Annotated in this window: 10 protein-coding genes and 1 pseudogene; 3 read left to right on the top strand and 8 right to left on the bottom strand. The window is 56.3% G+C overall.

Going from position 1 to position 11,330, the window contains the following annotated elements; genetic code table 11:
• Positions 1-64: 64 nt before the first annotated feature.
• Both OZX74_RS03155 and OZX74_RS03150 read right to left on the bottom strand, forming a co-directional pair.
• Complete coding sequence (locus tag OZX74_RS03155; RefSeq protein WP_277157094.1) at positions 65-571, bottom strand: PIN domain-containing protein; 507 nt, start codon at positions 569-571, stop codon at positions 65-67.
• A gap of 14 nt (positions 572-585) precedes the next feature.
• The gene (locus tag OZX74_RS03150) at positions 586-936 is read right to left on the bottom strand and encodes a damage-inducible protein J (protein WP_277157093.1); all 351 of its coding nucleotides are present in this window, start codon (positions 934-936) and stop codon (positions 586-588) included.
• Between the two features lie 293 nt (positions 937-1,229).
• On the opposite strand from OZX74_RS03150, the gene OZX74_RS03145 reads away from it, so the two are divergent.
• The gene (locus tag OZX74_RS03145) at positions 1,230-2,222 is read left to right on the top strand and encodes an NAD(P)-dependent oxidoreductase (protein ID WP_277157092.1); all 993 of its coding nucleotides are present in this window, start codon (positions 1,230-1,232) and stop codon (positions 2,220-2,222) included.
• 4 nt (positions 2,223-2,226) lie between these two features.
• On the opposite strand, the pseudogene OZX74_RS03140 reads toward OZX74_RS03145, so the two are convergent.
• The 5 genes and pseudogenes from OZX74_RS03140 to OZX74_RS03120 form a co-directional block, all read right to left on the bottom strand.
• Positions 2,227-3,014 (bottom strand): annotated as a pseudogene (locus OZX74_RS03140) (dipeptide/oligopeptide/nickel ABC transporter ATP-binding protein).
• Positions 3,007-3,795 (bottom strand): ABC transporter ATP-binding protein, encoded by a 789-nt coding sequence (locus OZX74_RS03135; protein WP_277157400.1) that lies wholly within the window; start codon positions 3,793-3,795, stop codon positions 3,007-3,009. The pseudogene OZX74_RS03140 and the gene OZX74_RS03135 overlap by 8 nt, the downstream one beginning before the upstream one ends.
• A 107-nt stretch (positions 3,796-3,902) precedes the next feature.
• Positions 3,903-4,904, bottom strand: coding sequence for an ABC transporter permease (locus OZX74_RS03130; RefSeq protein WP_277157091.1), 1,002 nt, complete (start codon positions 4,902-4,904; stop codon positions 3,903-3,905).
• On the bottom strand, positions 4,901-5,872 hold the full coding sequence (locus OZX74_RS03125) for an ABC transporter permease (protein WP_277157399.1): 972 nt from the start codon (positions 5,870-5,872) through the stop codon (positions 4,901-4,903). The genes OZX74_RS03130 and OZX74_RS03125 overlap by 4 nt, the downstream gene beginning before the upstream one ends.
• 162 nt (positions 5,873-6,034) lie before the next feature.
• Complete coding sequence (locus OZX74_RS03120) at positions 6,035-7,834, bottom strand: ABC transporter substrate-binding protein (protein ID WP_277157090.1); 1,800 nt, start codon at positions 7,832-7,834, stop codon at positions 6,035-6,037.
• A gap of 189 nt (positions 7,835-8,023) precedes the next feature.
• On the opposite strand from OZX74_RS03120, the gene OZX74_RS03115 reads away from it, so the two are divergent.
• Positions 8,024-8,800, top strand: a complete 777-nt coding sequence (locus tag OZX74_RS03115) for a type III pantothenate kinase (protein ID WP_277157398.1) — start codon at positions 8,024-8,026, stop codon at positions 8,798-8,800.
• A gap of 172 nt (positions 8,801-8,972) precedes the next feature.
• On the opposite strand, the gene OZX74_RS03110 is transcribed toward OZX74_RS03115, so the two are convergent.
• Positions 8,973-10,373 (bottom strand): sugar ABC transporter substrate-binding protein, encoded by a 1,401-nt coding sequence (locus OZX74_RS03110; protein ID WP_277157089.1) that lies wholly within the window; start codon positions 10,371-10,373, stop codon positions 8,973-8,975.
• 159 nt (positions 10,374-10,532) lie between these two features.
• Here OZX74_RS03110 and OZX74_RS03105 point away from each other — a divergent pair, with 159 nt between their 5' ends.
• Positions 10,533-11,183, top strand: coding sequence for a PAS domain-containing protein (locus OZX74_RS03105; RefSeq protein WP_277157088.1), 651 nt, complete (start codon positions 10,533-10,535; stop codon positions 11,181-11,183).
• Positions 11,184-11,330: the final 147 nt, after the last annotated feature.

Here is an 11,330-nt window from a genome sequence, read left to right as displayed (position 1 = left end):
GGCTCAGATACATGCAGCCTGAAACACTGATTAACAACTTTCGAGATACCATTCGACTTTATGCTTAATCTTGCTCCATCCCATCAATCCGCTTCAGCGCGTCCTCGACGCTGACGCACAGATCCGGAAAGTGCCTGATCATGTCCTGATCACCGGTCACCACCATGTCGGCGTTGGCCTGACGCGAGGCGGCGATAATCAGGTCGTCTTCGTAGTCGGGATGAACCTCCCATAGTTTGAGAGCATTCTTACAGGTCGCTTGATCGACCGCAACGACCATCGCAATAATCTTCAATAAATCATCAACGCAATGCCAACCGAACTTAGGAGCAATATTGGAAACCGTAGCCTGCACCACCACAGATTCGCTGTTTGCAAATTGTTTTTTGAACGACGACCTCGAGATATAGTCGACATCCTTCAGAGAAAGAGATATACAAAGCACCTTAATCATATCCGAATCCAAACAGGCACGAAGAAGTTGCATCGCGTTCGCGTTACCAAGTCGCCAGCCAAGAAGATAGTCCAGCAGCACATTCGTATCGAAAACCACTCGTTTTTCTTCAATCATTATCGTCACCTCTCTTATTTATGTGCATATTCATCGACTAAATCTTCATAGGCAGCGTCTCGCATTTCCTTATAAGACATATTCGCCCAAGGATGCTGACCGTCATCGGATAAACCGGCCTCTTTCAAGGTCCGTGACCACAAAGTCGCCCCATCCTCTATCGCCTTGAGCCTGCGTTGCTTTTCAGCTTCCCTATCCGCCTTTTCCGCTTTGGTTTGCAAATCCGGAGTATCGCCATAATCCTTGATGAAATCCCACAGCTCGCGGATCACGGAACTCGGGGTCTTTCCCTTACGCTTGAGTATCTCGTCGACGTCGTCCTTCACGTCGGCATCGATGCGGACGTTCATTTGCACCATCGACATAGTCTCCCCTTACCTCGTATCCACCAACGTTAACTGCTATACAATATAGCTTACTGTACAACAGAACAACAGTCAAATGCAACAGAAAGCGTTGCAACATAACGTCTTCAAAGAACTGTCAATATGAATAAAATCTCTGCTATACGAGATAGCTTATGAAAGAATCATATATTATTCAAACAAAGGAAAACAAAGCGCGATCCGACTGAAGACGGGCACCCTTAACCCATAACGCAAACCAGCGAGGCATTCATCCCCATACATAGGCCAGAGGCGGAATTATCCTTGGGGGTATGGAGTATATCGAAACGCAATCCGAACACACTGAACTGCCGCTGGTCGTCATCCCCTCGATGTTCGCGGCCATGTACCAGCCAATCGCCACAAGCATGCGCATCCTGCGCAACGTCGCCCGCGTGCGCATGTACCGCGATTTCAATATCGAGCCAGAAACCATCGTCGAACGCTGCAAAGATGCCGATATCGTCGTGGTCATCGGCTTCCACGTTACCGGCAAGCTGCTCGAGGAGCTAGGTGGCCACGTACGTTGCTTCGTCTTCGGAGGCACTGGCGTCTCCAATTTCATCGACCTGAAACGTACGAGGGAACTGGGTATCCGCGTCTGCAACACCGTCCATTACGGCGACGAGACGGTTGCGGAATATACGTTTGCGCTGATTTTCGAACTCGCACGTTCCATCGGCGCCATGGACCGCAACATCCGAGACGGCAACTGGAGCGGGCTGGAAGGCACCTCGCTCAGGGACAAGACCATCGGGCTCATCGGCTTCGGCGGCATCGGCCAGACCGTGGCCCGTATCGCCGACGGTTTCGGCATGCACACCTTGGTCTGGAACTCGCACGTCAACGCCGCCACCGCCCGTTCTTTGAGGGCGACCCGCATCGACAGCATCGGCGAACTTATGGCACATTCGGATATCGTGAGCCTCCATCTGCCGCTGAACGACGAGACGCAAAGGGTGGTGAGCGCCGCTGACCTGGACCAGCTCAAGCCAGGCAGCTACTTCATCAATACGGCACGAGCGGAGCTCATCGAGCCAGGCGCTCTGGTCAAAAGGCTCAAGCGCGGCGACATCAAGGCCGCCATCGATGTCTACGACAAAGAGCCGTTGCCCGCGGACGATCCGCTGCGTTCTGTTCCCGGCACCATTCTTACCCCGCATGTCGCCTGGCGAGCCGATGACGCATATCGCGATCTTTCCCGCCAACTCGCCCGTTCGATTCTCGCCTTCTGCAACGGCGATCGCTTCAACGTGGTGGAATAAACCACTACAACGACGCTGCCGCCACCAGCTCGCGGGTATAGGCGCTCTTCGGCCGGCTGAGCACCTCGTCGGTGGTACCGCTTTCGACCACCTTGCCGTCGTGGAGCACGACGATGCGGTCGGCGATGTGTTGCACCACGCCCAGATCATGCGAAATCATAATGATGGCCGTTTCCGGACGCGACTTGCGAATGGCCGCAAACGCCTCGAGAATCTGCAATCGGGCTGCCACATCGATGGCACTCATGGGTTCATCGGCAACGATGAGTTTGGGATCGGTGACCAGCGCACGTGCGATGGCGACGCGCTGGGCCTGTCCGCCCGAAAGATCGGCGGGATAACGATTCAGGAATTCGTCGGGATCGAGACCGACCAAAGACAGGGACTCACGCACTTTCCGGGCGATATCCGAATTTTCCCGGTTTTCGCGCGCTTGCGCTGAATATCAAGCGGCTCTGCAACGGACTTGACTACCGTCCAACGCGGATCGAGCGATGTGAACGGGCTTTGGAACACGAGACTTGATTCACGTCGCAAACCCTGGTATCCAACGGATTTTAGACCGTCAACCGATTCGCCTTCAAAACTTACCGACCCCGAGCTCGGTTTGTCAAGTCCCAGCAGAATCCGGGTCAGTGTGGATTTGCCCGACCCGGAACCGCCAATCAGAGCAACGCACTCCCCCGCACACAACTCGACGTCTACGCCATCGAGAGCAGTTTGCCGTTCCTTGCCTTTTCCAAAAACTCGGCTGATTCCTTTGCCGGCCAGCAGCGTCTGTCGTTCAGTCATCGCTATCCCGTTTCCTTTGCAACGTCAGCTCTCTCGCTGCCTCGACCAGCTTCTTTGTCTGTCCATTTTGCGGGTTTTCCAGCAAGTCGGCGGTCTTTCCCGATTCGATAATCTCTCCGTTATCAAGTACATAGCAGCGCGTCGTGGCACGGGCGAGCACCGAGAAATCGTGGGTGATGAAGAGCATCGAGGCGCCGGCCTTGTCCACCAGCGAGACGAGCAGGTCGACGATCTGGCGCTGCGTGATGGAATCGAGCGCCGTTGTGGGCTCATCGGCGATGATCAGGCGAGGCGAGGTGATCAAAGCCGTGGCAATGCCGACACGCTGCTGCTGGCCTCCGGAAAGCTCACTGGGATATTTTTTCGCCATCGTCTCGTCAAGCCCGACCTTCGCAAGCATCGCGGCGACACGGGCCCGCCGATCCGCCTTATCCAAATCGTAATGAAGTCTCAGCGGCAGCTCGACCTGTTTGCCGACGCTCAGCACCGGATTCAACGATGACGCAGGATTCTGGAACACCGCCCCGACGTAACGCCCACGCAGACTTGCAAGAGCGGTTTCGTCGGCCCCGACGATCTGTGAATCCCCAAGAACGACGGAACCGGATACCTGAGCATTGACCGGCAGCAAACCGAGCATGGCCTTGGAAATCATCGACTTTCCGGAACCTGACGAACCAATCAGCCCGACACGTTCACCGTCGCCGATATGCAAATCGACACCGCGCACAATCGGCTTGCCGCTGATGGAAACACCAAGTTGTTTCACCTCAACGCTCATGGCTTCCCCTTCCACGATGGAATCCGTATATATTCCTGTCATAATTCACAGATACCTGGTTGCCGGAAAGACACAACTTCGTTGCAGACCATAAAGAAACAGGCATCTTACGACCTCCGCAATTCCGGATTCGCAACCGGATCAATAGCATCTCGCAGTACGTCACCGAACACGTTCAGCGCCACCACCACAAGTGTGACGATGAGGCCCGGCCAGAGCACAGTCAGCGGATAGACATTGATGAACTTGACCGACGTGGCCAGCGAATGGCCCCAGCTTGGCACGCCGCTCGGCACGCCGACACCAAGGTAGGTCAGGCCGGATTCGGCGAGCACCGCAGTGCCTGCGGAAAGCGAAAGCTGGACCATGATGGTCGGCAGCGTGTTGGGCAGGATATGGTGCAGCATCACCGCTAGTCCCGAAGCGCCGTATGAAAGCGCGGAACCCACATAGTCGGAATTGGCCGCCAGCAAGGCCTGCGGACGCGCTATACGCGCCAGGTTGAGACCATAGCCGATGCCACAGGCGACGATGATGACCGCGACCGATGCCCCCATCGGAACCGCCAGAATCAGGGCAATCAGCACGGTCGGGATGGAAATCAGCGCATCCACGGCCACCACCGAGATGTTCGAAAGCGCAGAATTGCGGGAAACCATCGCACTTATCAGCAAGATTCCCAACGCTCCGGCGAAGACGACGGACAACACCGCGATGAAAAGGTTCGTACGCGCCCCGGCCATCAGCCAGCTGAACACGTCTGCCCCGGTGCCGTCGGTACCAAGCCAGTGTGCGGCAGACGGCTTGGCCCAGACGTGATAACCGTCGGTCTTCCACAGCGATTGCGGGGTCCAGACCAACGAAACCAGCGAAACCGCTACCCACAAGGCCAGCACAATCAGCGCGAACTTGCCCTCGCCGCGCCGCCAGAGTGAACGCAATACAATTGTGAGTTTATTTGAAGATTTAGCCTTCGTGCTTTTGAATATTTTCCCCGACGGCTGGATTACGCTGCTTCCAACAGAAGAGACAATGTCTTGCGGCATATTCGTCGATTCGTGGATGGCTTGATTCGTATCTGTCGTGCTGTATTCATCCTTACTCGTCATTGCGCACCTCCCTGCACGGCGTGCTTCAGACGTGGGTCGAGGAAGCGATGCAGCAGATCGACCAGGAAGCCCACAAAGAGGAAGAAGGCCGCCAGCATGAAGAGCTCGCTCTGCACCGCGATCAGGTCACGGTTGCCGAGGTCGGTGACCAGACCGGTACCGATGCCGGGCAGCGCGAACAGGTTCTCGATGACCATGACGCCGGTGATCATGCCTGCGAACATCAGTCCGACCACACTGACCAACTGAGGTGTCGCCAGCCTTAGACCGACTTTGAGCGCGGCCTGACGACGGGTGTAGCCACAAGCCATCGCCTGGTCGATGTAACCGCTTTGCATCACGTCCCCCAGCGCCGAGCGCGTATAACGCATCAGGCTTGCACCGTCGATGATCCCGACCGTCAACGCCGGCAGCACCAGCGAGGCCAGCGCCGAACTGAAGCTGCCCCAACCAGCCTCCGGAAACCCTTGGGAAGGCAGGACACCCAACAATCCCGTGCCACGCCCAAAGAGCAGAATCAGCAGCAAACCGCCCCACAGCGCGGGAATGGCACCGCCGACGATGGCGAGAAAATGAAACGCGGAACGCACCATCGGGCGCGTGGCCAACGTGGCCACCACCCCAAGCGTCAGGCCGATGGCGAGCGCCACGACAAGCCCCAGCACGATCAGCGGGAAGGTCACCGAGGCGCGCATGGCGACGGTCGAGCTAATCGAGCGGCCGGTCAGAAGCGAGGTGCCGAAGTTGCCGTGCAGCAGGCCACCCATCCAACTGAGGTACTGCACCACCAGCGGCCGGTCGAGCCCCATTTGCGAGCGCAACTGCGCCACACGCTCCGGCGGGGCGTTGAGACCGGCCATCACACTGGCCACGTCGCCCGGCAGAATGCGCAACGCGGCGAAAATCACCACCGAAATGGCGAGCAGCGCCGCCACAAACAGCAGAAAGCGCCGAATGACGAATCGCAACATTCCTTACCTCATTCCAATCTGCGCATTTGCGTTGAGAAGCAGATTTTCGACCTCGATTTTCTGCTTTTGCACGCAACAATCATCGTGCTTGCGTTGAAAAGCAGATTCCGACCCACATTTTTCTGCTTTTCAACGCATTGTTGATTCCACCGCCGTCCGCTACCTGCCCGCCGGTGTCATATATCTCACGTTGTAAAGGGGCAGCAGAGTCTGGTTCAGGTTGAGCGGGAAGCCGGACACGCCCTTCTCCATCGCCGTGGTGATGCGGTAGTTGAAGAGCCAGTCGGCCGGCGCGTCCTGGCTGACCAGCCGCGCGGCACGAGCCAGCAATGCGTCGCGCCCAGAGTCGCTGGAAGCGGCCATCGCCTGGTTGTAGTAGTCCTTGACCTTCTGGTTGCTGTAGTTGTAGTAGTACTGGTCGTTGACCCACTGCGAGAAGTCGTGGCTTTCGTTGTGATCGACCAGCGAGAGGTCGTAATCCTTGTTTTTCAGCACATCCTGCAACCACGTCGAGAACTCGACCACATTGACTTTCAGATCGATGCCGATGGGCTTCAGCTGGCTGCGCAACTGGTCGCCGAGTTCGGTGCCGTAGGTGTTGGCGTAGGTTAGCCGCAGCTCGAGCGGACGGTCTGGCGTAAAGCCGGCCTCCTTCATCAGCTCCTTGGCTTTGCCGACGTTGTGCGGGTACAGGCCGGTCAGGTCTTCATAGCCCGGGTCGAGCGAGGAAATCGGCCCGCCCAGTGCCTTGTCGGCCCCGCCGCGGGAAGCGATGAGCTGTTTGTGGTCGATGGCGTAGCGGATGGCCTGGCGCACACGCACATCCGAGGTCTTGGCGCCCTTGGAATTCATGGCGAGCACATATTTGTCGGTGTCGTCGCCCGCAGCCACGCGATAGTGCTCGCTGTCACGCACGAAAGGCTCGGCGAGATTCTCGGTGACCGGAGCGAGCACCTCAACGTCGCCGGATTTCAGAGCGTTGACGGCGGCGTTGTCATCGCCGAAATAGCGCAGCACGACGGTCGGGGTCTTGGCTTTGTTCGCGCCCCAATAGTGCGGATTGGCCTTCAGGGTGATGGAATCGTTCGGCACGAACTTGGCGAGCGTGTACGGTCCCGAGCCAACCGCCTGCGTTTTCATGTCATAATGAGCGTCACGGTCGAACACGAGCCCCGGCCTGCAGGCAAGCTCCCACAGCAGATTCGCATAAGGCGCGCTCAGATCGAGCCTGACGGTATCGGCGTCCACTGCCGTCACCGACTTGAAGTTCATCAACGCCTCGGAATCGTGGTAATGCTTGGCCACCAGCTCGTTAATGGACCATGCCACGTCGTCGGCATCGAGTTTGTCGCCGTTGGAGAAGGCCATGCCATGATTCAGATGGAACGTATAGCTCGTTCCATCGGCATTCTTCTCCCAGCTTTTGGCCAGACCCGGCACGACCTTGTTCTCAGAATCGCGGGCGACGATTCCTTCGTAGACATTGCCGACAAGCACCTGGTCGAGCGAGGAACCGGATTGGTTGCGGATGTCGAGGTTCGTAGGCGCAAGCTTCAGCCCGATGGTGACGGAATCGGCCGTATGGACTTGGGCAGGCGCAATACTGGCCTTCCGGTTGTTGCGAATCACCACGAAAGCGGCCACAAGTGCTACCACCACGACAGCAGCGACAATCGCCCAGATCAAGCCCTTTTTCTTGCCATGTCCGCCTTTGCCACCGGAAACATTGCCGACGGATGTGCCCTTGACGTGCGCATTCAGCGTTTCGTCGGTGCTGCCTGCATTTTTCGCTTCGGTATCATGGTTCGCGTTGGCGTCAGCGCTACCCGTGTTGGTGGCGTTATCGCTCACATTCGCCGAAGAACCGGCGACGTTCGCCGCAGTCTCGTTTTCGTTGGTGCCCGTTGTTTTGCTGTCGGTTGCGTCGTTTTCTCCGTACGCACCTTGATTGGTAGGCATACTTTCCTCTTTGATAGACATCCAATGAATTCGCTAGCCGCCCTCACGGGTCGTCTGCAGTTCCCATCTTACGAATACCGATAGATTTACGACACCTGCAGCGTATGATGGAAACGCAATAGGAACGAGAACGCGGCACGATTGAAAGTGCTGGAATATATGTCGAAAAACACCGGGAAGGCGGACGAAATGCTACTCGCGATCGATATCGGCAACACCAACATCGAAATCGGCGTCGTGGACGACAGCACCCCCGTCGCCGCCATCACCGACACCTGGCACATCACCACCAAAACCTTCAGGACCAGTGACGAATACGGCCTGCTGCTGCTCCAATTCCTCGAAACCGGCGGATACGACCCCGAGGACGTCGAGGATGTCATCATCGCTTCCGTCGTCCCGCAGATCATGCATTCCTTCCGCTCCTCCATCGTCAAATTCCTGGATATCGACCCGATCATCGTCGGCCCCGGCGTGAAATCGGGGCTGTCCATCCGCATGGACGATCCGAAATCACTGGGGGCGGACTGTCTGGCGGATTGCGTCGGAGCGTATGACGTCTACGGCGGCCCGGTGCTGGTGGCCGATTTCGGCACGGCGACCACCTTCAATTACGTCGACGGCAACAAGTCCATCACCGCCGGGTTGATCAGCCCGGGCCTGCAGACCTCCATCAGTTCCCTGGTATCGGGAACCGCCCAGCTGCCTGAAGTGGAAATTACCCGGCCGGATTCGATCCTCGCCAAAGGCACGAAAACCGCGATGCAGGCGGGTCTCTACTACAACTTCCTCGGCGGCATCGAACGGACGGTCGGCCAATTCCGTCACGAGATCAAGGAGGATTTCAAGGTGGTGGCCACCGGCGGCCTTGGCTCGGTCTTCAAAGACGACACCGAGGCCATCGATGTCTACGACCCTGACCTGATCTTCAAAGGCATGACCGTCATCTATCGCCTCAACGCCTGAAAACATTTCAGACGGAGCCGAATCACATCGCACAGCATCGAATGGCGCTAAACGCGACGCTCATCACGACTCAGCGTCCGCTGTATTGCTTTCGCATGTCAATTTGCGCTAAATACGACGCTCCGTTTTTCTCAACGTCGCGTTTAGCACATATTGATAGACATAACGCCGCTCATTGCAGATTAAAGCCCTGATTAGTGCCGTATTCCTTGATGTCCTTCTGCCACAGCCCGATTCCTTCCATCAGCGTGATCTTGGGTCCGGGATCCTGTGGCAAGGTCAGCGAGCTGCCATCCGGATTGGTCTGTCCGGCATCGATGCGGTCCTGGACATTCTGTACAGAACGTGCTGCGGTCGACCATTTATAGGACTGTCCGACCGTCGTCTTGAAATCACCTCGTGCATAGACCTCGAAGGGCAGATACTGGTAACCGACCGACACGGTTTCGGCGGCATGCGAAAGCACGCGGTTGAATTGCTGCCCGCCAAAATACGGCACATCGATCCCCCGTGAATCCCGAATCGTGGTCTTCGTCAGAAAATCACGGCTGTTCAGCGTAGCCTTGTCTGCGGGGAACGCGCCGCCGTCGACACGCTTGGCGATGCCGGACCGGTCGAGGCAGACATAGCGGATGAAACGCATCGCGGCTTCCGGCTTGCGGGTCAGGTGCAGGATGGCGAGCGCCGACCCGCCATTTTCCGAATTAGTGCGGGAGCCATCCGCCGTCGGCATCGGCGCAACACGCCAGAGCCCAGCGCTGCCCGGCACATCGGAAAGCAACAGCGACGGCATCCACGCCCCTGTGAACACGGAGGCGACACTGCCGCAGGCAAGCGCGTTCTTCCATCCGTCCGACCAGGTGTTGAGCTGAGTGTTGATCAGGCCCTCATCAATCATTTTCTGCCAGAATGCGCTGAAATTCTGAGTTCCCGTATCGTCAACGAGATCAACGGTAACGGTTTTCCCGTCACCGGTGGTGTGGAACGGCCGTCCGCCGTTAAGCCAGATCATGGCATTATAAAAACTCGCATCACCGGAATCGGCGGCGATATAGACGCCTATCGCCTTGAGTTTTTTGGCCGCCTCATAGTAATCGTTCCAGGTATGGATCTGCGAGGCGTCGACGCCCGCCTGACGGAAGACGTCATCGTTATAGAAGAACGCCATCGGCCCGGAATCCATCGGCACCCCGTAGACCCGGCCGTTGGTGTGCACGCTCGACCACGTGCCGGGCGTGTAGTTGTCGCCAAAATCCTGCGTGGCATCGGTGATGTCGCGCAGCTGACCGCTTACGGCATACTGCGGCAGAGCGAAATACTCGAGCTGCACCACGTCGGGCACGTTGTAGCCGTCCTGGATGGCGGAGTTGAGGTTGTCGTAGCCGCTGGTGGATTTGATGACCACACGGATGTCGGGGTTGGCCTTTTCAAAATCGCGGGCCTCGGCCTGCATGCCGGGCTCCCACGACCAGACCGTGATGACGGTACGGTCGTCCTGCGTTCCGCAGGCTGCCGTCGCGGCGAGCAGCAAACAAGCGCAAACTGTTGCAAGCAGCCGTCGAACCTTGCTCATGCTACCCCTGTCGCCAATCCACCGTTTCGTTCAACGATAAGTCTATCCTCACCTTGGGAAGCCATCCGCCATCCCCATTCAAAAGACAGATATTTTTTTTTCTCACATGCCAAGTACCGAGTAGTATAGATATCATCTCGGAAAACAAGGAAAATACATATGACATTATCATTTGAGCATTTGGAAGACACATTCCCACTAGCGAATTTTATCGCAGACGCCCTTGGTGAAATAGCCGAAGTTCTGATACATGATGTCAATAATCCCAAAAAATCAATCATCTTTATCAGGAACGGCAATCTATCCGGCAGAAAAGTTGGTGACGGAGTTACCGACCAAGCATTGAAACTGATCCAAACAGGTGAATCCAACGTCAGAGACTACGTGTCAGGCTATAAAGGTGCGGCGTACAACCAAGAGTTCAGGTCATCGACATTATTCATAAAAAACAGCAAAGGCGAGCTCATAGGCCTGCTTTGCATCAACGTGGATATCACAGGATTCAAAGACACCCTCTCTCTGCTATCCAAATTGGTTCCTGATTCGAATCTGCACGACATGCTTCCCGCTATCGGACATGGCGAGAACCTGCAAGGCAACTGGAGTGAGACCATCCGCAGGATAACCAGAGATACCGTGGCGCAATATGGTGTTTCTCCTACCCGCATGACTTCCGATGAACGAATCAATATCGTTCGTGATCTGAAAAACAACGGTGTTTTCCTCATGAAAAGCGCGGTCAACGTAGTGGCACCGGAATTGGGATGCTCCGTATCGACGCTGTATAGATATCTGCAAAACGTCAACTAGAAGCAGCCACACAACGTCCCACAAAAAGCTTTCACGATGGTTGATCTCAGAAAACTTCTTTCGAATCTGACATCTACCATCGTGAAAGTCAGTGCCTTAAAACACTGAAAATAAGAGGAAAAGTAAAATCAAGTTTGTCGCGTTATA

The organism is Bifidobacterium sp. ESL0798 (genome assembly GCF_029395415.1).
In the GTDB taxonomy this organism is placed as follows: domain Bacteria; phylum Actinomycetota; class Actinomycetes; order Actinomycetales; family Bifidobacteriaceae; genus Bifidobacterium.
The sequence above is the reverse complement of the archived record's forward strand: the minus strand, read 5'-3'. Positions and strand labels throughout refer to the sequence as shown.

What these genes read in the sequence shown, in the direction of transcription:
- OZX74_RS03105 (WP_277157088.1), top strand. Translation starts at nt 10,533, where the DNA reads ATGACATTATCATTTGAGCATTTGGAAGACACATTCCCACTAGCGAAT.
- OZX74_RS03150 (WP_277157093.1), bottom strand. Translation starts at nt 936, where the DNA reads ATGTCGATGGTGCAAATGAACGTCCGCATCGATGCCGACGTGAAGGAC.
- OZX74_RS03110 (WP_277157089.1), bottom strand. Translation starts at nt 10,373, where the DNA reads ATGAGCAAGGTTCGACGGCTGCTTGCAACAGTTTGCGCTTGTTTGCTG.
- OZX74_RS03145 (WP_277157092.1), top strand. Translation starts at nt 1,230, where the DNA reads ATGGAGTATATCGAAACGCAATCCGAACACACTGAACTGCCGCTGGTC.
- OZX74_RS03155 (WP_277157094.1), bottom strand. Translation starts at nt 571, where the DNA reads ATGATTGAAGAAAAACGAGTGGTTTTCGATACGAATGTGCTGCTGGAC.
- OZX74_RS03120 (WP_277157090.1), bottom strand. Translation starts at nt 7,834, where the DNA reads ATGCCTACCAATCAAGGTGCGTACGGAGAAAACGACGCAACCGACAGC.
- OZX74_RS03135 (WP_277157400.1), bottom strand. Translation starts at nt 3,795, where the DNA reads ATGAGCGTTGAGGTGAAACAACTTGGTGTTTCCATCAGCGGCAAGCCG.
- OZX74_RS03115 (WP_277157398.1), top strand. Translation starts at nt 8,024, where the DNA reads ATGCTACTCGCGATCGATATCGGCAACACCAACATCGAAATCGGCGTC.
- OZX74_RS03130 (WP_277157091.1), bottom strand. Translation starts at nt 4,904, where the DNA reads ATGACGAGTAAGGATGAATACAGCACGACAGATACGAATCAAGCCATC.